13 protein-coding genes are annotated in these 19733 nt (G+C 48.2%); 5 read left to right on the top strand and 8 right to left on the bottom strand.

The window, feature by feature from the left end:
• Positions 1-192 precede the first annotated feature (192 nt).
• Positions 193-2541: a TonB-dependent receptor gene (locus V7S65_RS32030; RefSeq protein WP_336389555.1), complete on the bottom strand. Its 2349-nt coding sequence runs from the start codon at positions 2539-2541 to the stop codon at positions 193-195.
• A gap of 147 nt (positions 2542-2688) precedes the next feature.
• Here V7S65_RS32030 and V7S65_RS32025 point away from each other — a divergent pair, with 147 nt between their 5' ends.
• The 4 genes from V7S65_RS32025 to V7S65_RS32010 all read left to right on the top strand — a co-directional run bounded on the left by V7S65_RS32025 (position 2689) and on the right by V7S65_RS32010 (position 7924).
• Entirely contained in the window at positions 2689-2877 is a 189-nt protein-coding gene (locus tag V7S65_RS32025) for a hypothetical protein (RefSeq protein ID WP_336389556.1), read from the top strand.
• Positions 2878-2891: 14 nt separating this feature from the next.
• Positions 2892-3737: a class I SAM-dependent methyltransferase gene (locus tag V7S65_RS32020; protein WP_079473125.1), complete on the top strand. Its 846-nt coding sequence runs from the start codon at positions 2892-2894 to the stop codon at positions 3735-3737.
• 329 nt (positions 3738-4066) lie between these two features.
• Positions 4067-6028: a tetratricopeptide repeat-containing sensor histidine kinase gene (locus V7S65_RS32015; protein WP_336389557.1), complete on the top strand. Its 1962-nt coding sequence runs from the start codon at positions 4067-4069 to the stop codon at positions 6026-6028.
• Between the two features lie 3 nt (positions 6029-6031).
• Positions 6032-7924 (top strand): ATP-binding protein, encoded by a 1893-nt coding sequence (locus tag V7S65_RS32010; protein ID WP_336389558.1) that lies wholly within the window; start codon positions 6032-6034, stop codon positions 7922-7924.
• Positions 7925-7931: 7 nt separating this feature from the next.
• Here the strand turns inward: V7S65_RS32010 and V7S65_RS32005 are convergent, their stop codons facing one another.
• Positions 7932-8276 (bottom strand): winged helix-turn-helix transcriptional regulator, encoded by a 345-nt coding sequence (locus tag V7S65_RS32005; RefSeq protein WP_336389559.1) that lies wholly within the window; start codon positions 8274-8276, stop codon positions 7932-7934.
• Positions 8277-8392: 116 nt separating this feature from the next.
• Here V7S65_RS32005 and V7S65_RS32000 point away from each other — a divergent pair, with 116 nt between their 5' ends.
• The gene (locus V7S65_RS32000) at positions 8393-9385 is read left to right on the top strand and encodes an aldo/keto reductase (protein WP_336389560.1); all 993 of its coding nucleotides are present in this window, start codon (positions 8393-8395) and stop codon (positions 9383-9385) included.
• Between the two features lie 78 nt (positions 9386-9463).
• On the opposite strand, the gene V7S65_RS31995 is transcribed toward V7S65_RS32000, so the two are convergent.
• From V7S65_RS31995 to V7S65_RS31970, 6 genes are all read right to left on the bottom strand, one after another.
• Positions 9464-11752, bottom strand: a complete 2289-nt coding sequence (locus tag V7S65_RS31995) for a Gldg family protein (RefSeq protein WP_336389561.1) — start codon at positions 11750-11752, stop codon at positions 9464-9466.
• A 12-nt stretch (positions 11753-11764) separates the two neighbouring features.
• Positions 11765-12694: an ABC transporter ATP-binding protein gene (locus tag V7S65_RS31990; RefSeq protein ID WP_336389562.1), complete on the bottom strand. Its 930-nt coding sequence runs from the start codon at positions 12692-12694 to the stop codon at positions 11765-11767.
• Positions 12695-12786: 92 nt separating this feature from the next.
• Complete coding sequence (locus V7S65_RS31985; RefSeq protein ID WP_336389563.1) at positions 12787-14199, bottom strand: RagB/SusD family nutrient uptake outer membrane protein; 1413 nt, start codon at positions 14197-14199, stop codon at positions 12787-12789.
• A gap of 13 nt (positions 14200-14212) precedes the next feature.
• Entirely contained in the window at positions 14213-17464 is a 3252-nt protein-coding gene (locus V7S65_RS31980; protein ID WP_336389564.1) for a SusC/RagA family TonB-linked outer membrane protein, read from the bottom strand.
• A 389-nt stretch (positions 17465-17853) separates the two neighbouring features.
• On the bottom strand, positions 17854-19026 hold the full coding sequence (locus V7S65_RS31975; protein WP_336389565.1) for a FecR family protein: 1173 nt from the start codon (positions 19024-19026) through the stop codon (positions 17854-17856).
• An 80-nt stretch (positions 19027-19106) separates the two neighbouring features.
• Positions 19107-19643 carry an RNA polymerase sigma factor gene (locus V7S65_RS31970; RefSeq protein ID WP_339547026.1) on the bottom strand — a complete coding sequence of 179 codons (537 nt, stop codon included), beginning with the start codon at positions 19641-19643 and terminating at the stop codon, positions 19107-19109.
• Positions 19644-19733: the final 90 nt, after the last annotated feature.

Raw genomic sequence — 19733 nt, 5'->3', positions numbered from 1 at the left:
AGCATTTTCGACCTGAAATGTTTGTTTTTTGCATGTTTTACACTTTTTTAAGTGTAAACCTTTTTCAGGACGTGACCGGCATAATCCGGCGGAAAGCGGCAAAAGCGGCGGTTTTATTTCCCCCCGCTCCTGCAGTTGTTGTCTATACCAACTTAACGGTATAGCCGGGGTACTCCGGGATACCTGAATTTCCTAAAATTTAAAGGCAATACCAAGTATTAACCGCCGTGGCATCTGCGGGTTACCACTGGCATCCCAGTAGCGCTGATCCGACAGGTTATCTGCCTTCACAGAAAAACGGTAACGCTTTGTATTATAAAACACTACGGCGTTTAAAATCGTGTATCCCGGTACCGTGATGGTGTTAAGATCATTCCAGAAAGCATTGCTGCTGTAGTTGCCGCCAAAACCCGCGCCAAGCCCGTTTAAACGTCCTTTTACAAAGCTGTAGCTCACCCACAGGTTGGCCGCATGCGCCGGGGGGCCTGCCGGCCTTTTTCCTTCATATCCCTTATCGGTTTTCACGAAATGAATATCATTGTAAGCATATCCTGCTACTACATTTAAGCCTGGCAATATAGTGCCGGTCACTTCGGCTTCCACACCCTGGCTTTTCTCGGTACCATCCTGGATACTCGCCGCCGGGTTACCGGGGTCCTGGCGCACTACATTCTCCACGTGGATGTTGTAGTAGTTAACGGTACTGCTGAGCCGTCCGTTCAACAGCTCCATTTTCACACCACCTTCCACCTGCCGTGCATTTTCCGGTTTGAAACTGATACCAAAAATATCCTGGCCGTATACATTATTGAATCCGCTCTGGTAGTTGGCAAACAGGGAAACCTTGCTTTTTACAATTTCGTAGGTAGCGCCAAACTTTGGCGACAGCGACGTTTGATCGTAGTCGCCCGATATTTCACCGGTTTCCAGTACTTCCGTTCCTTTTTTATTATCGAAGTAGTTGAGCCGTAAGCTGAGCAATACATTCAGCCGCTCCGTGAGGGAAATAACATCCGTTATATAAGCGGCATAGCTTACCGGTTTGCTGAGGGTAGTTACCGCAGCGGCTTCTCCATCTGCCAGTACTTTGGCGGCGTTGATGGGCGGCACAAAGGATTTGGTGTAATCCAGGCCATCTACCAGCACCGTATTTCCGAGAGGCGAATAACGGGTGTCACGATGCAGGTAGTCCAAACCTACCAGCAGGCGGTTACGTAGCTTACCTATTTTGAAATCGCCCGTCAGGTTGGGTTGTATGGCGAGTGATTTGGTGGCGTTGGAAAAAGCGCCGTAATAACGCCAGAGGCTATCTTTCTGAAATCTAAGGAAAACATTACCGATCTCATAGTTGTAGTCGGAGTAATTTACATTTACGTCCAGCTTCCAGTCGTCCGAAAAGCGGTGGGTAACCCTTGTATAAAAGCTCCGGATATTAAATGTGCCGTTCAGTTTATTGGAGCCATATGATTTAAAGTAATCCCGTTGCAACTGGTTGATGTTTGTAACGCCCGGCACATTGATAGCACTTACCCGCACCGGTGAATTAGCCTTCATGTTAAGAAACTCTGTGCTGAAGAGCACATCTGTCCGGTCATCCAGTTTATAGGAAAATGAAGGCGCAATGGTATAGGATTTTTTAAATCCGTAATCCTGGAAACCATTGTCCCAGCTACCGGCGGCATTAACGCGGAAGAGCGCTGTTTTATCGTCATTCAGCGGTGTATTCACATCCACTGTTAAGCGGCTGTAGCCATAGCTGCCGAGGTTGGCATCTATTTCACCGGCTCTTCTGTCGAAAGGCTTTTTGGTAACACGGTTGATCAATCCGCCATAGGAAACCCCGTTAGCGCCAAACAGCGTACCGGAAGGGCCTTTGATCACTTCTATTCTTTCTGTGTTCACCGGATCTGCATTCACTCCCTGGTCCACATACATGCCATCCCTGAAATTATCGCTGGCAACAAATCCGCGGAGGTATACCCAGCTGTTGTATCCGGGACGGATCAACGCCCCGCTTACGCCGGGAATAGCCCTCAATGCAGATACGTAGTCCACGATGGCCTGCTCCTGTAATAAGGCCCTGGAGGCTACTGAATATACCTGTGGGTTTTCCAGGTTGCGCAGCTGCATTTTGGCTACGTATTCACTTTCCTTATCGGCTACGCGGTACTGGTTTCCTACCACTACCACTTCCCCCAGTGAAGAAGCCGTTTCTTCCAGCTTTATAGCCGGAATATTGGCGACCGTTGCATCGGTGATCACCACCAGCTGTTCCAGGCTTTTAGCGCCAATAAAGGAAACGGTTAACGTATAACTGCCCGCAGGCGCCTTTATTTCAAAAAACCCTTTTTCATTGGTAACCGTATAATACCGGGTGGACTTTAACCCCACGGTTACGCCGGGCGCGGGTTTACCATCGGCCGACAGCACCTGGCCCTTTATGCCGGTACCGCCATTTTCCGCAAACCCAAACAACGGCAGCAGGAATAAAAGAAAGGCTGAAAAGTAAAAAAAGATATCAGGTTGGTAACGATGTTTCATATTTAAAATTTAGTACTGCAAAGTGAATACATGCGCGGCTAAGGTGTTTATGTAATCCGGAATTTTACGGGAAAACAATTTTCCGGGGCAGATACCCGTTAAATCCTTACTGCACCGGCATTCCTTGCCCGCAGCGAAAAATCATCCATGCTCAAATCGGAAAAAACGCCCGCCATTTTCCCGTTAAAAGACCTTATTTTTGGCAAACAGATCAACCGCCAGGCCACAACACACCCCAAACACCTGATTGTCAGCAAACATAAACGTCTGGCACTTTCATTATCAATGGCACAAATGCTTCAACAGGAGTTAAGCGTAATTATTGTAATCTTTTAATTAAACCCCACATTATGGAACAAGTACTTGAACAAATCCGCGATCAGCAAAAGGATGCCTGGAATAAGTTTTCTCCCGGCTGGAAGAAATGGGATGAACTTACGATGGACTTTCTGCAGCCAATGGGCGATGAAATTATCCGGGCGCTCCACCTTAAAGAAAACGATGTGGTGCTGGATATAGCCGCAGGCACCGGTGAACCGGGACTCACCATTGCATCAAAGCTGAAAAACGGCAGGGTAGTAATTACCGACCTTGCTGAACACATGCTGGAAATAGCCCGTGAAAATGCCGCCAGAAGAGGCATCCAAAACGTGGAAACAGTTGCCTGTGACGTTTGTGAACTCCCCTTTGCCGACAATACATTTGACGCCATCAGCTGCCGGTTCGGATTTATGTTTTTCCCCGACATGCAGCTGGCAGCAAATGAAATGGTACGGGTACTTAAACCCGGTGGCAGAATGGCCACATCGGTATGGAATGTGCCGGAGAAAAACTTTTGGGTGACCGCTATCATGGGCACCATTAACCGGAATATGGAACTGCCGCCGCCACCTCCGGACGCACCGGGAATGTTCCGCTGCGCGAAGGATCAGCTGATCGCCGGCTTATTCGAAAAAGCAGGACTGAAAAACATCTCCCAGAAAGAAATTACCGGGAAACTGAACTGTAAAACAACAGATGTATACTGGAATATGATGACCGAGATAGGCGCCCCCATTGTGGCAGCGCTCAGCAAATGCGATGATGCCATGAAAGAAAAAATAAAGAGAGAAGTATTTGAAGCAGTGAACCAGAAATATCCTTCCGGAGATGTGATGATTGAATCCAGCGCGCTGGTGATCTATGGAGAGAAATAATGACTACCTTACTAAGCCCGCACAGCATGGCTATGCGGGCTTAATGTTACTACCAGCCATCTTTTAGATCCCTTCTACCCCCTCCCGAGCCGAAATAAATCCACTGACATAATATTTTCGTATATTCAGGTGTGGCTAACGTTAAGCATACGTTAATCAGGTAATTTTAATTACCAGGAATGCATTATCCAATTATACACTCCTATCTTTCTATAACTATTGAAAAACAAAACCGAAACACGCACCGGGAAACAACTGTTCATTATTAATACACGTATTTCTTCCCACTATCACAGGCGCTTCATCATTAACCAAACAGGTAGAAAAACATGAAACAGGGTCATGTGTTATTGCTATTTGCCGGCCGGTTAAAAAAGAAGGCTCATTTTTTTGGATATAACAGCACCGTGTGGAAAATATCCGTGGCAGTATGCCTGCTCAGTTATGCAGGAACCGTGCAGGCCGGCGTTATCCCGGCAGACAGTATGCGGTATGTTGACCAACTCAATCGCCAGGCTATTTTATTTCAGCAAAAAGAACTGGACTCCGCTTTTCATTATGCCACACAAGCCCGGGAAATAGCTACCCGCCTGGATTATACCAAAGGAAAAGCAGACGCCTGGCATGTTCTCGGCAACTACTACGGACTAAATACCAACAACTACCTCTGTATCCGCTATTATATAGACGCCCTCCAGGCATATAAAAAGCTGAACGACAGCAGCGGCATCGGCCAGCTGTATGCGCGTATCAGCGCGTATTACCAGCAATCCGGCCAGCACCCTTCTGCGGTACATTATGTCAATAAAGCAATGGACATAGGGCGCCGCCTCCGCAGCGATTCCATGTACGCCATCATATTAAGCCAGTACGCAGACGTAAATATGGAAGACGCTTCCAAACAGGACTCGGTTCAATGGGCACTGGCAACTGCCCGTCCTGTTTTCAACCGCTATCATGATAAGCCCGCGCTGTTTCAGCTGGAGCTATTGAACACAAGGCGCCTGCTGCTGGAAAAAGATACAGCCGCTGCCCGCGAAAAATTGCGCACCCTCATTACTACCGCCTCTGCAGATGGTTACCATTACCCCGCTATGAATGCGGCCCGCCTGATGGCCGCCACCAGCGCCGGTATGCACCAGGCAGATTCTATTCAATACCTGGCGCAGATGATCGCCTCATCTGTAAAGGGTGGCTACCGCTCACTCATGCTGCCCTATGCTATCCAGCTATACGATTGGTATACAAAGCAAGGGAAACCAGATACCGCGGCCTATTACAGCGGTGTGCTGCTGGACATCCTGCAAAAAAGAACCGCTGTTAAATCCGATGGGGAAATGGATTACATCTCCTTTTATACCCAGCAACATGATATACATTCCCTGAAACTCAAACGCGCCATACAGGAGAAAATACTGGGTAAACAACAACTCGAAGGCAGGATCCGCCTTTTCCTGGTGGGGTTCCTTTCGATATTGCTGGTGCTGGCTACGTTAACAGGCATCTATTTCTTCCGCGCTTTCAGAAAAACAAAAAAGAACGCCATCCTCCTGGCCTCAAAGAACCGGGAGATTAATGAAAAAAATATCCTGCTGCGTGAACACGACGATTTCAAAAACAAGCTGGTATCCGTAGTGGCACACGATTTCAGGTCGCCACTCAGCAATATCATTAATATTGCTGTTTTTTTGAAAGAAGAAGTGTTAATGCCTGAAGAAGCAAACGAGTGGATGATGGAAGTAGAACGCACCGCCGGTTATACCCTGCAGATCTTTGATAACATACAGGCGTGGATCAGCTCCCAGTCGTCCGGGTTTGTATATACCCCCGAACCCTGTACATCTGCCGATATGATCCCGGAAGTGCTCCAATACCTGGAAAAAATGATCAGCAGCAAACAGCTGCAGATAGTGGTGGATACCGGATCTACAGCCGTTTGGGCAAACCGGGAAATGCTCCAGTTTGTACACCGCAACCTGATTCACAATGCTATAAAATTTTCCCCGGAAAAAGGCGTGATACATATAATAGCGCACACAGATCATGATAATATGACCTTATCAATAGCAGACAACGGGCCGGGAATACAGGAAGATATTTTACCACATCTTTTTGAATACAGTAACAAAAAAGAGAATAGTGGCGGGCACGAAGGCGCCGGCCTTGCATTGATCATTTGCCGGGATTTTATTGATAAGATGAACGGGCAGCTAAAAGCCGGTAACCTGCCGGAAGGAGGCGCAATATTCTCCTATAGCCTGCCCCTGGCTAAGTCCAACCAATTGCAATAAATTATGATAAAAGATCACTTAAAATATTTGCATGGTATCCTACTGCTGATGGCGCTCACCGGCAGTATGACAGCGCTTGCCCAAACAGATAACTTCCGGCAGCTGCATGAAAAGCTGCAACAGGAAAAAGACAGCGCTAAGTATGTTAAATTATTAAACAGCCTTTCCTTTTATCATCACCGCAATAATCTCGACAGCTGTTTCTGGTATGCCACCAAAGCGCTGGAAATAGCCCTGCGCCGGCAGGATGAGAAAGGTAAATCCTACGCCTATACGAATTTCGCCTTGTTCTATACCAAAAAAAGAAATCTTAAACTGGCCATCATCTATAATTACAGGGCGCTGGAAATAGACTATGCACTGAGCGACTCCGCAAATATCAGCATTGATCTCAGCAACCTGGCCCTCGCCTACCGGGCGGAAGGCAACCTCGGTAAAGCACAGGAATATGAGCAGCGGTCGTTGCAGCTGGGCAGCAAATACCCTGAACTCGGCGATTACAAGGTCGACCTGATTAACTACCTCGAATACTACTGGAACAACCCCGCGAAAATTGACTCCGTAAAATGGGCGCTGCGCGAATTGCACACCATCTCTTCAAAGAAGCCTTACAGCATGGAGTGGTACGAATCCCGGATCTATGAAACGCTGACATCCATCAAAACAAAACCCTTCCGTCAAATAGAAAAGCAGCTCAAAGACCTCGCCGCCGACGCCTACCGGAGAGGACTACCCGACGAATCCTTAACCGCCTATGTGCTGATGCTCCGTGATGTGCTGCCAATGGGCTACGACGTAGACTCTATTGCTTATGCAGAAAAGATTTTCCTGCTGGCAAAAGAAATAGGAGATGATGAAGTGATTATGAAAATGATCCCTAAATTATATAAACATTATTTACCGGGGAAAGACTGGCGCCGGATAGCCCTTTATGGCGCATCCATCCGGCAGCTGGCTATGTTTGAACAATCCGAAGCTGGTAAACTGCCCGTGGTGGATCATATCAGCTACTTCCTGAAAGAACAGGAAATGCAGGAACTGCAGATTGCCAGCCAGCTGCAGCAACACGCCATTGAACAAAGCAACCTGCAGCGGACCAGTCACCGGATACTATTGATATTCCTGCTGGCACTCCTCATACTATTACTCATCTTCACCGCTATCTATTGCTTTTCCTATTATGCTTACCGCCGGCATACCAGGGCGCTGGCCGCGCTTAATGCAGGTATAACGGAGAAGAACATACGATTACAGGCCGGCGATGATTTCAAGAACAGGTTATTATCGTTGATAGCGCATGATTTCCGCGCACCAATCAATGATATTCTCCACACCGCGCGGTTGTGGCAACGCGGCACAAACAACCAGCGTGCCATGCTCAACAGCATCGGGCGCGTGGAACTCGACTCCCGCAGAACCCTCGACAATTTTGACGGCATCCTCCGGTGGATAAAATCGCAGTTCTCCGATTTCGCCTATCATCCCGTGCCCTGTGATATTAATGAGATGATCGCGGAAATAATCGCCGGTATAGAAGCAGAAGCCGGCAACCAATCACCCCGCATTACCACCAGCATCCCGGACGCAACCGTGGTAGCCGCAGACGCTGAAATGCTGCAATTTGTGCATCGTACCATCCTGCGGCAACTGATTACGCTCACAGGAAATAATGGCACTATTGATATACAGGTACAACAACATGCCGGGCAAACCACCTTCACCGCAACGGGCAGCCCTATTGCGGTTACGCCGCCACTGCTCCGGTTGCTGGATCTGCCGCAGCAGGAAGATAAACTGATACTGGTTACCTGTAAAGATTTTATGAATAAAATGGGTGGCAGCTTGCAGGTAAAATCAGACAAGCCGGATACTTTTGCATTTATCTATCAGCTATGATACTTCTTTAACGGGTCACTCTTTTAAGCTGTTCAATATTATTATTGCCCCATTTAATCATGGCCATCATCACCGGCATAAGGGTTAAGCCAAATTCAGTTAACTGGTATTCCACTTTACGCACGGTTTCGTCAAAAACAGTTTTGCTGATAATTTCATGCTTCACCAGTTGCGTCAGTTGTGCATCCAGCACCCTCCTGCTGGCGTGAGGAATTTTCCTTTGCAGTTCACCGGGGCGGCTTACACCGTTGGCAATGTAATAAATCAGGGGAATCTTCCATCGCCCGTATAATATTTCCCGGATATATTCATGTCCGCAATCCAGTATTGGAATCTTTCGCTGGTATGTCATAAAAAAAATTCAAAAGTATATGTTCTCTTTCAGGCTGCCGGTATAGATAAATTTATCCGTACTTGCTGGCTAACCCATTCCTGCTGACTTTTGTGTTCAGTAAAAAAGAACAAGTTATGAAATATAAGACCTTTGGCACAAATACCGGGTTGTACGTAAGCGAGCTGATATTGGGAGGCGCCGGCTTCGGCGCTACTACCGGCTATGGCGCAAGCAAAGCCGAAGCAATGAGCATCCTGGAAAGTTATGCGGACGCCGGCGGAAATTTTATTGATACCTCAGACGCCTACCAATACGGAGAATCAGAAAAAGTAATTGGTGAATTTATTGCGGCAAACCGGAACGACTTTGTGATCTCTTCAAAATTTACCCGGAGCGCAAGTGCTACGCCGGCCATCAATGCACTGGGAAATAACCGCAAAGCCATGATCCAGTCTTTAGAGCAAAGCCTGAAACGCCTGAAAACAGACCGTATTGATATTTACATCGCGCATTTCGACGACGGTGTAACACCCGTAGAAGAACTGGTACGTGGATTTGATGACCTGGTAAGTGCGGGAAAAATTATATACGGCGGGTTATCGAACTTCCCGGCGTGGAAAGTGGCTACCGCTGTTACAAGTGCCAATCTTCATTTTAAAGCGCCCGTTATTGCGTTACAAACGGAGTACAGTCTCATTCAGCGGGTGCCGGAGAAAGAGCTGCTGCCAATGGCGGGCAACTTTGGTTTGGGCGTTATGGCTTATTCGCCGTTAGCAGGAGGCTTGCTTACCGGCAAATACAGGAAGAATGGCACCGGCCGGATCACCCGAATGAACAATGAAGAGCAGCTTCACAACGGGCGCAATGAGGCCATACTGGATCGTGTTATTGCTATTGCAGATGAAACAGGTAGCAGTCCTGCCAATGTGGCCGTGGCCTGGATTTGTTCAAAAGGCATCTTCCCGGTAATTGGTCCCAGGGCAAAGGCGCATCTCGATGAATACCTTGCTTCGCTGCAGGTTCATCTTACAAAAGAACAAATCGCTTTATTGGACGAGGCAAGTGAGATCCCGATGGAATACCCGCACGACCTGATCAAAACGCAGCGGGAGCTGTTGTTTCAATAAGACTGCCATTTCAGTGATGGCGGGAGAAGCGGATCATCCATAAAAAAGGGGACCTGGTGAGGTCCCCTTAAAAAATGACTATCTTCTTTTTCTTCTTATCATCATGATCACTACGCCCGCTACAATAAGCGCAGGTAGCAATCCTACAAGACCTGTTTTGAGATAGCTTACACCGGTGGCACTGATCCGCAGGTCGCTGTCTGTTAACGGCGGCCGGGAAGTATCAACCGGGAACAATCCATAAGTGAACCAGCGGAACAGCTCCGTGGTAAAAAGGAAATTGGCAGTGCGGATATTATTCCGCAGCAGTTCGGCATTGCTCATAAAGTCGGCATCTGCGGAAACGATGATCCGTTGCTGGCGACCGTTGTGCTCCCGTGTTAAAGCTACCGTCATCGGGAAGGCGCCGCGTGCATCGTTCAGTTCGGGCCTGAATATGGCGGTACGCAGACTATCATCAATAGGCGCTATACGTTTGAAAGTATTGGCCGTATTGCTTACAATAAGCGGTGTAATATGATAGGCGTTATTGGCGTTGCCGGAAATACTGCCTGTTCCGGAGAAACCAATAACGATATCGTCCTGGCGGAATGCCGGGGAATTACCTAGCAATTTAAGTCCTGGTGCAGAGAGCGCGGACTGAATAAACCGTGGCGCCATATCTTCTGATTTCTGCAATATGGTACCGGGTTCAATGCTCATGCCCAGCGTTGCCAGCAGCGGGTTGATATACTCGCGCCGGGAAGGCTCCCCGGCAATAAGCACGTTACCGCCGCCATTGATAAACGTAGTTACCTGCTGCAACTGTTCCGGTGAATACGGCATCCCTGGATCTGCAATTACCAGCACCGCTATATCTGACGGAATACTATCTTTCCCCAAATAAATTTCCTGTACGGAAAAGCCCTGGTTGAGCAAAGCATGCCGGAAGGTTTTTTCTATAGTAGAGAGTTTGTAATCATTATCCGCCATACGTTTAATGCTTCTTTCATTCTGCCCTGTTACAAAAGCTACTTTAGCGGGTTCTGTAACCAGTCTTTTTATAGCGGCAGTAATTTCCTTCTCCTCAGGCTGACGCATCAGGTCTTCGTAAATTCTCAGGAAAGTGCTTTTACCATTGTATTCCAGCAGGCGCAGGGTTCTGTTGCCTTCTCCTGATAAATCAATCTTTTTATGGATCTGCGCCGGCGTAAGGAAATCGTTGATGTCCAGCTTATACGACGATGCCACACGTTTCGCCAGCTGCGCGGTGTTGAGTCCTTTATTCCTGCCGTAAAGATCAGGATTGCTGGTGCTGTCGTAATAGTAAATATATTTCATGCGGATATCCGGCCTGAAACGGAAATATTTATCAAATCTTTCCAGGTCGGAATTGCGGAAAATGGGCGCTAAAGAAAAGTAGTTGGCATCCAGCAGGTTCACATAAGCGGTGATCGTCAAAGGACTTTTCATTTGACGCAGTACATCCTGACTACCTTTGGTTAATGTCCGGTTGTTGTTGGCCGTCATGTCCTTGTAGACTACTATGCCCGGGCGGCTGGTAGCATAACCTGCCAGCAGTGCGCATACAACCAGGGCGGCATAGCGCGACACTTTCACCAGCAATGGTTTCGACTCTTTACCGGCGCGGAGTTTTAATATCGTTAACCCCACAAATAAAAGTATCACGATGATAAAGTAGAAAACATCCCTGCTGGTAATTAATCCTTCTACAAAATTTTCTGCCCTGCCGGAGATGGAAAGAAAGTAGGTCAGATCACGAATAAAATCCATGTCCTGCCATAACTTACCTACGTAGTTCAATCCTCCTAAAAGCGCCAGCGTACTGATAGCCGCTACTACCTGGTAGGTAGTAAGCGAAGACATAAACAATCCAATGGCCGAATAAGCACAGATAAGCAGGAACAAGCCGATGATCCCGGAGCAAATAAATGACAGGTCTGTATCTTTCAGGATAAAGGAAGTAACAATACCTAAGATAACAAGACAGCACATGAGCAACAGGCAATAAAATACCATCGCCAGGTATTTACCCCATACAACCGCACTTAATTTTACGGGCGATGAATATACCAGTTTGATAGAGCCGCTGCCTGTTTCCCGGCTGATAAGGCCCATCGTTAATAAAGGAATATACAGGTATAAGTTTTCCTGCATCTTTGTGAATACGCCCGAAAACCCTGCAAACAGCGAGTGGGTCATACCGCTGCGATTCATGCCCAGCTGCTGCGCCCGCTCGAAACGTTCTAAGAGGCTGGTGAACTCCCAGCCCGACTGCACCATAAAAATGACCAGCACTACCCATGCAACGGGGGAATAAAACAGATTGCTTAATTCCAGTTTTGCAATCCTGAATGTAAGTTTCATATGTACTGATTATTATGATTTAACCTTGTTTGATAATTTTGCGAAGATTTCTTCCAGAGAACTTCTTTCCAGCTGAATTTCCCGCAACTTCCATCCGTTGCGGGCGCTTAGTTCCACTACTGTTTCCGCGATTTCAGGCGCCGCATCAAAATGTAAACGCAACCAGCCGTTATCTGTGGGTAATGCACCGGTAATACCCGGTATCGCTTTGAGCGCAGACAGCTCCGGTGCATTGCTGAAGTAAAGCAGCATGGAGTTAGGCGCGATATAATTATTGAAGTCGTTTACCGTACCGGTAAAAACTACCCTGCCCTGTTCAATCATCTTGATGGTATCGCAGGTAGCCTGTACTTCTGATAGAATATGCGACGAGAAAATCACAGAGCGCTCCTCCCCGATTTCTTTGATGAGCAGGCGCACTTCTGCGATCTGGTTGGGGTCCAGTCCATTGGTGGGTTCATCCAACACTACCAGTTTGGGTTTATGGATGATGGCCTGCGCAATGCCCACCCGCTGTTTATAGCCACCGGAAAGATTTTTGAGCAGTCTTTTGCTGAAGTGTGCGATACCGCATCGCTCCTTTGCTTCCGTCATAGCTGCTTTGATCCGGTCTTTCGGAATCAGCCGCATATGCGCGCAGTGCGTGAGGTACTCATCTACAGTGAGATCCAGGTAGAGCGGCGCATTCTGTGGCAGGAAGCCGATCAGTTTCTTCGCGGCGATCGGGTGTTCGCGCAGATTGATATTATCGATCAGCACCGATCCTTCCGTTTGATTGAGCACGCCGCAAAGGATGTTCATTGTAGTGGATTTACCCGCGCCGTTAGAGCCGAGCAAACCCGTTATTCCTTTATGCCTGATGTCCAGGTTAATGTCTTTTATCGCCCAGGCAGTACTGTACCTGTGCGATAAATGCTCGATTTTAACAATACTTGTATTCATAAATAATTGCTTAGCATGGTAAAGACAAAGTATGGACAGGGGCGGCCGGAACCGCCCACAGGCACATACTTTGGAATGATCAATATTGGATCTTAGTTGTAATCCGGGTTTTGTATCAGGTTGGGGTTGGCATCCACCGCAGCCTGCGGCAGCGGGAAATAAGCAGCGCGCGCCTGCCAGGTACTTTTTTTGGCGCCCAGTACTGTGTTGATCCGGCCGGTACGGCGCAAGTCCATCCAGCGGTGACCGTACTCATTAAAAAACTCGCGGCGGTTTTCATCTTCAATTTCAAGCCGGAGTACATTTTCCGCGGTGGCCATACTGGCAGCGGTGTTGGCACGTACCCGCACCACGTTCAGATCCGTCCTTGCTTCGGACAACTTCTGCTGGTTAAGCCGGGCTTCTGCACGGATCAGGTATTGTTCCGCCAGCCGTAATGCGGTGGGCGCTTCCTGTTTGCCGGCCGCTGTTGCTGCAGCGATCGACACCAGGCGGTATTTATAGGACTGATGATTTAAAACACCGCTGAAAGTAGTGTCCTGTATCCATTTTGTTCTGCGTGCATCCGTAACATCGAAGATACCGGTCAGGTCTTCTGTGAGTGAATACTGAGAAGTATTGCTGACAAAAGTGGAACCTTCGTAAGTATAACCGCTGGTGATACTGAGATAAGGTCCGAACTGGAAAATAGCTTCGGTGGAGGCTTTTAAAAAAGTATTCTCCAAAGTAGCAGCCGGCGTCATCACATAAAGCGTCCCTGCATCATCTATTACTTTGGAGGCTTCCTGTTCTGCCAGCGCCCATTGTTTATTGTACAGGTAAACTCTTGCCAGCAACGCACTTGCAGCCCAACGGGTTACACTGGTACGGAAGCCTGGCGAGGCACTGTAATCAGCCGGCAAACGATCACGGGCTTCCTGCAGGTCGGCGATAATCTGCGTGTTGATGGATGCTATACTGTTTTTGGGCGCCAATGCTGTTTTGCTCACATCTGTTTCCAGTATCAGCGGCACTTCCCCATAAAGATTTACAAGATAAAAGTAGCAGTAGGCACGCATGAATTTCGATTCCGCAATAACGCGTTGCTTTACCGCATCGGTTAAAGCCGTACTCTCTGCCGCTCCTTCTATGTTACTGTTGAAACGGTAAATACCCGCGTACAGGTCAATCCAGATACCATTGAGGTTACTTACCGCAGATGTACTGGAGCCAGGCGCATACGTATTTTTGGTAAACTCATCATAGTTGGTATTGGCCAGAAAGCTCATATCGTCGGATACCAGCGACGTTATGGACGTAAGGTTCACCGCAAGCGTTTGTGAGCCGAAGGTGCTGCTGAATGCGCCGGATAAAGCCGACAACGCCAGCTTATCAGACGTAAACACACGTGCAGAAGAAATTTCCGTTACCGGTGCAGGAATGTCTATCAGCTTTTCGCAGCCGGTCATTGCCAGCGTTGCCGTCAAACCTGCGATTATTTTTATAGAATTTATTTTCCTTAACATGTCATCAATCTTTTTAAAGCGAAAGTTTAAAACCAGCAGACAGCGTGCGCAAAGGAGGCAGCGAGGTACCTCTTGATTCCGGATCAAAGCCTTTGTAGGATGTAAGCGTAAAGAGGTTTTGCGCCTGCATAAACAGCCTGGCCTGATTAATCCGCGCACGTTTCAGCAGTGACGGTGAAAAATCGTAGGAAAACGAAAGGTTCTTCAACCTTACAAAAGAGGCGTCTACCCAGGTAGCATCGGAGCCAAAATAATTATTGGCGGCAGCACTATAGGCAGCCAGTATGTGCCGTTGACCGGGGCCTCCATCCGCCAGGTAATCCTCCAGTACATCTCTCGAAAAATTATAACTGAATCCCGGCGGGTAAGTCATAGCAGATCCAAGACTGCGGCCTTTCTGTTTTACAAACTGGAAGGTAAAGTCCAGCGTAAAGTTTTTATAACTGAGTGTATTGGTTAAGCCTCCAAAGAAGTCGGGATAAGTAGTACCTGCATAATACCTGTCGCCCCTGCCAATTGCCTGCAGACCAAAGGTGATGGCTTTATCATTATTTAAATCTGCTACAATGGGAAGATCAGTAGCAGGGTCATATCCTGCGTATTTATACAGGTACACGCTGCTTACAGGATTACCTACTACATAACTGGTGTAATAGGAAGTTTTCTGAAGATTCGGGAATGCTTTCAGTTTGTTTTTGTTGGCAGAGAAATTAAAGTTAGATGTCCAGCTGAAGTATTTATTCCGGAGGTTCACCGTATTCAACGAGATTTCCCATCCTTTGTTCTGCACATCTGCCGGCAGGTTTGCCTGGTAGTTGCTGAAGCCGGCCTGTGTACTGACGGTGTAGCTAATAAGCTGGTTACTGGTGATGTTACTATAATAAGCGGCGGTTAACTGCAGCTTATCGTCCAGGAATCCCAGTTCCAGCGCCCCTTCCAGCTTATCCGTTTGCTCCCAGCGGTAGTCGCTGTTCGCAATCCGTGAAGGCACCAGGCCCGTAACGCCGTTAAATACGTAGCTAGTGGTGCTGTAGGAATCGAGATAAGCATAGTTGCCAATATTATCGCTACCGGTTATACCATAGCTGCCGCGCAGTTTACCACTGCTTAACCATTTCAGTCGATTTTTGAAAAACGACTCTTCTGTAAACAGCCAGGCAGCGCCTACGGAGCCAAAGTTACCAAAACGGCTGCTGGGGCCAAAGCGGGAGGAGCCATCTCTCCGGAAGATCCCGTTGACCACGTAACGGTCGTTGTACACGTAATTCAAACGTGCAAAAACCGATGCAAACTTATAATCCGTAGAGCTGGAGCGGGTAAAGATACTCGCGGCAGATGCAAGATTCTCTATAAAATCATCCGAAGTAAAATCCGATGCAATGGTATAGTATGGCTGCCGCGACATCCGGTATTGCCAGGAGCCGCCCGCCAGGCCGGAAAAATGGTGGGCGCCGATTGTTCTGGTATAACTTACCTGCGGCTCAATAATGTAGTTATTGGTATAACTATACACAAAAGCAGCGCGCGCAGCGTTGGTGCTATTCACCTGGTCCTGCGACGACTGCGGCGTAAGCTGCACCTGGTCCATATCGGAACGGCCAAAACCAAGCAGGGTTTTAAACTCCAGCCCTTTCACAGGCGTATAGCTAAGATTAAGGCTGCTGTTCAGGTTGGACGACTTATTACGATTGGTACGCATCATCACGCCGAGGGGATTCTGCGAAAAGAAGTCGGTGGACCAATACAGGCTGCCATCCGGGTTGTATAAAGGAAAGTTTGGCGCTAACTGGTACGCACGGCTTGTAAGGTCCTCTATCGCCAGCGTATTATTATCTGCCAGGTACATCGCAGAAAAAGCGAGTTTGAATTTTCTGTCGAAACTGCTGTGATTAATGCTCAGGTTGGCCGCGCCACGTTTATAAGATTTATCCAGGTAGTACACGGTGGTTTCCTTGTGGAAAGTGCCACCCAGCAGGAAGTTCGTTCTGTCGTCTCCACCGGATACACTCACACTGGCATCTGTAAAATTCGCGGTGTTACCGATCAGCAGCTTCTGGAAATTGGTATATGCGTGCTGGTCCCATACCAGCAGATCCTGCGCATTCGCAGTGGTGGGCGTAATATTTGAGTTTTTAAAACCCTGTTTGCGGATAGCCAGGAACTCTTCTGTATTCAAGGTGGGTGCAAAATGCGCCACCTGCGACATGCCTGTATTCAGGTTCATATCGATCCGGGTTTTACCGGCGCGTCCTTTTTTGGTGGTGATCAGTATTACACCGTTAGCGCCACGGGAGCCGTAAATAGCGGTGGCATCGCCATCCTTCAATACTTCCACGCTTTCGATATCTGCGGGGTTGATACTGTTTAACGGACTGGTAGGCCCGTTGGCGCCATTGAGCACATTCCCTGTTTGCGCATTGATGGCATCAGACAAAAACGGTACGCCGTCTACAATATACAATGGCTGCGAAGTGCGCAGCAGGGAGTTTACGCCCCTTACCTGTACATCGATTGATGCGCCGGGATAACCATTGTTCTGTACAACAGATACGCCGGGCATACGGCCCTGTAAAGCCTGCAATACATTAGTGACTGGTTGCTGCTCAATTATTTTAGACGTTACCCTTGTTACACTGCCGGTAGATAAACGCTGTGACTCGGTGTAATAACCTTTATTGATGACTACTTCTGAAAGCCTGCTGGTAAATGGTTCCAGCGTAATGATACCCACGTTGGTGCTGGTGATCTTTACTTCTTTCGTAGTAAATCCTACGAAGGTGATCATCAGTACATCCCCTATTTCCGCTTTAATAGAAAACCTTCCGTTGGCATCTGCGGCTGCGATGATCTTTTGCCCTACAATATGCACCGTTGCACCTTCCAGCGGCTGGTTGGTTTGCGCATGTACCAGCGTGCCGGATATTTCCGTTGCCAGGTACGGGGCTGTTGTTACGCTCACGGGAGCAGGAAGCGGGTTTTCTGTAATGAAGATCGTGTTGTTCTGAATTTTAAATTTCAGCGGCTGGTCCTTTACCAGCAAACGCATAAATTCTTCCAGTGGCATATTGCGCACATCAATGGTAACCGGCTTTGCGGCTGCCAGCACTTCCCTGGAGTAGGCCGCTATAAAGTTGGTTTGTTTTCTCACCGCATTCAACGCCTTTTCCACCGGGATGTTTTTACCGGACAATGTAACCAGCTGACCGTAACCTTTTGCCGCAACATTCAGGATGACAACGGTCATGAGTACAAAAGTTAACTTCATTGCATTCACAATTGTTTTGTTCGCCGGGCCCGAAACTGTTTGGAAAAGCCTTGCAGCAGAGCATCCGATTTTGGTTGAGCACCTGTACAAAAGGGGTGGAATTGCCTCGCTGTGGGCATGAGCAGTCCCCTTCTCACATTGGTAGCAATGTGGTTTAATTTGCATAGATTTGCAATGTTTGGGTTGATGTAAATAATGATTAAGCCAATTGTTGTGACACAGCATCCCAATCTCTTTTACGGTGGCGGGTCCAATCGCCGCCGTTTTTTATTGGAACCCCGGTAGCATTCTTTTAACTACGTTGCATTCATCATACATAGATCTGGTTGATAGTGTTTTTAAAAATAATGGTTGGTATCTGGTTGGTTTTTGATTGATAATAGTATAGGCTATTGTGTGATGATCAGTTTTTTGCCATTGCTTTCCAGCTTATAATGTACCCGCGAATCCCGGAGAAAATCGAGTACCTCTTTCAGATTTACGTCCCTGCTCATACCTCCCCCAAACGATATATCTGGTACTTTGCCAGGGAAAACCACATCGATATCGTACCACCGGGAAATCTGTTTCATGATCTCTTCCAGCGTTTGTCCTTCAAAACTAAAAGCGCCTGAACGCCACGCCATTTCCTGGTCCAGGTTTACCTGTTTAACCAGCTGCATGGTTTCGTCCGCGGCGCTCACCTGCGCCTGCTGACCGGGCTGCAGCTGTACTTCCTGTACCTTCCCGATGCTGAAGGTTACCTTCACCGCTCCATCGAGCAAAGTAGTTTTTGCGATCGCGTCGTCATCGTACGCTTTTACGTTGAAGCGTGTGCCCAGCACTATAATGGAATGATGCTTACTTACTGCAACCCTGAATGGCCGGGCCGCATCTTTTGCCACTTCAAAAAAAGCCTCGCCGGATACCTGTACCAGCCGTTCCGTTCCGTTGAAATCCGTAGGATACCTGAGTGAACTGGCTGCATTGAGCCATACATTGGTGCCATCGGGCAACTGTACTTTGAACTGGCCGCCGCGGGGAGTGCGGAGTGTATTAAATTCCGGCTGACTGCCATGCTTAGCAGCAGTATATACCAGCTGCCCGCCCTGTTTCTGTATAGAGGCGGCGCCTTGCTGCATGGTTTGTGTGCTGCTGCTGTCCAGCGTTACCACGCGGCCATCGGCCAGTGTGAGCAGTGCTTTATTGCCGCCGGGTTGTACATCTTCCACTTTCACCACCGGTGTTCTGCCGGAACGCACCGGCCAGTAATAATAAGCGGTTGCTGCTACTGCTATGAACACTGCGGCTGCTGCGGCTGTACGCAGCCAGCTACGCCTGTGGCTAACGTGTAACGCCGGTTCACTGTCGGCAAACCGGATAGCATCCAGCACCTGCCGGGTAGCCTGGTCATCCATCCGGTGTTCCACCGGGGCGTCTTCCAATGCCTGCTGGATCAGCTCTTCAAGCGGCGCATCGTCCTGCTGCTGCTCTATCAGCATGCCCAATTCCTCCTTTTCCGCCGGGGATAAAGACTGATCTAATAATTTTTTAAACAGATATGATAACCTGGTTTCATTCATATAAAAAGGAGCAGCGTTAGTGCCTCTGTTATATGAGAGGCCGGAAAAAGAAAGATGGGGGTATAGCCCCGGAAAAAAATTTATGAAATAAGCAGGTATACCAATACGGGAATGCCAAGACGCACCATGCAATAAGCCCTGATGCTGCGCATAGCCAGCGCCAGGTGGGCTTTAACCGTTTCAGGGGAAATGCCCATGATGCCGGCTACTTCTTCCCTTTTCAGTCCTTCCTGTTTACTGAGGCGGTATACTTCGGCCTGTTGGGCCGGGAGCCTGGCAATGGCCTGTTGCAGGATGCCCGCGTACTCTTTTTCCTGAAGCAGCCGGTCGGCGGCCTCCTCAGGTACGCCATCGTTTTCGGATGCCTGGGTAAAAATAAGACGGGCATTGCGCTTTATATAGCGGGCAATATAATTCCGGGAGAGCGTGAACAGGTAAGCCTTGAAATGCTGTACATCGGCCATGATGCTTCGTTTCAGCCAAACTTGTAAAAAGATGTCCTGCACAATATCGTCCGCCATTTCACGGGAGCCGGTGAGCTTATAAGCAATGTTGAATACTTTGTCGCGGTAATAACGGAACACCACTTCAAACGCCAGGTGGTCACCATTGGCGATACGCCGAAGATATACGGCTTCGTGCTCTATGTAAATGTTGGCTGCGATCTCCTTCTGTAGCTAGGTAAGGAGGTAAAAGTAAGAAAAGTT

The sequence above is a fragment of the Chitinophaga sp. CCNWYY40 genome, assembly GCF_037483205.1.
GTDB classification, from domain to species: domain Bacteria; phylum Bacteroidota; class Bacteroidia; order Chitinophagales; family Chitinophagaceae; genus Chitinophaga; species Chitinophaga ginsengisegetis.
The sequence above is the reverse complement of the archived record's forward strand: the minus strand, read 5'-3'. Positions and strand labels throughout refer to the sequence as shown.

Excerpts from the sequence above, each read along its gene's own strand:
- V7S65_RS32020 (WP_079473125.1), top strand. The coding sequence starts at position 2,892 with ATGGAACAAGTACTTGAACAAATCCGCGATCAGCAAAAGGATGCCTGG.
- V7S65_RS31975 (WP_336389565.1), bottom strand. The coding sequence starts at position 19,026 with ATGAATGAAACCAGGTTATCATATCTGTTTAAAAAATTATTAGATCAG.
- V7S65_RS32010 (WP_336389558.1), top strand. The coding sequence starts at position 6,032 with ATGATAAAAGATCACTTAAAATATTTGCATGGTATCCTACTGCTGATG.
- V7S65_RS32005 (WP_336389559.1), bottom strand. The coding sequence starts at position 8,276 with ATGACATACCAGCGAAAGATTCCAATACTGGATTGCGGACATGAATAT.
- V7S65_RS31990 (WP_336389562.1), bottom strand. The coding sequence starts at position 12,694 with ATGAATACAAGTATTGTTAAAATCGAGCATTTATCGCACAGGTACAGT.
- V7S65_RS31995 (WP_336389561.1), bottom strand. The coding sequence starts at position 11,752 with ATGAAACTTACATTCAGGATTGCAAAACTGGAATTAAGCAATCTGTTT.
- V7S65_RS32030 (WP_336389555.1), bottom strand. The coding sequence starts at position 2,541 with ATGAAACATCGTTACCAACCTGATATCTTTTTTTACTTTTCAGCCTTT.
- V7S65_RS31985 (WP_336389563.1), bottom strand. The coding sequence starts at position 14,199 with ATGTTAAGGAAAATAAATTCTATAAAAATAATCGCAGGTTTGACGGCA.
- V7S65_RS32025 (WP_336389556.1), top strand. The coding sequence starts at position 2,689 with ATGCTCAAATCGGAAAAAACGCCCGCCATTTTCCCGTTAAAAGACCTT.
- V7S65_RS32015 (WP_336389557.1), top strand. The coding sequence starts at position 4,067 with ATGAAACAGGGTCATGTGTTATTGCTATTTGCCGGCCGGTTAAAAAAG.
- V7S65_RS31980 (WP_336389564.1), bottom strand. The coding sequence starts at position 17,464 with ATGAAGTTAACTTTTGTACTCATGACCGTTGTCATCCTGAATGTTGCG.
- V7S65_RS32000 (WP_336389560.1), top strand. The coding sequence starts at position 8,393 with ATGAAATATAAGACCTTTGGCACAAATACCGGGTTGTACGTAAGCGAG.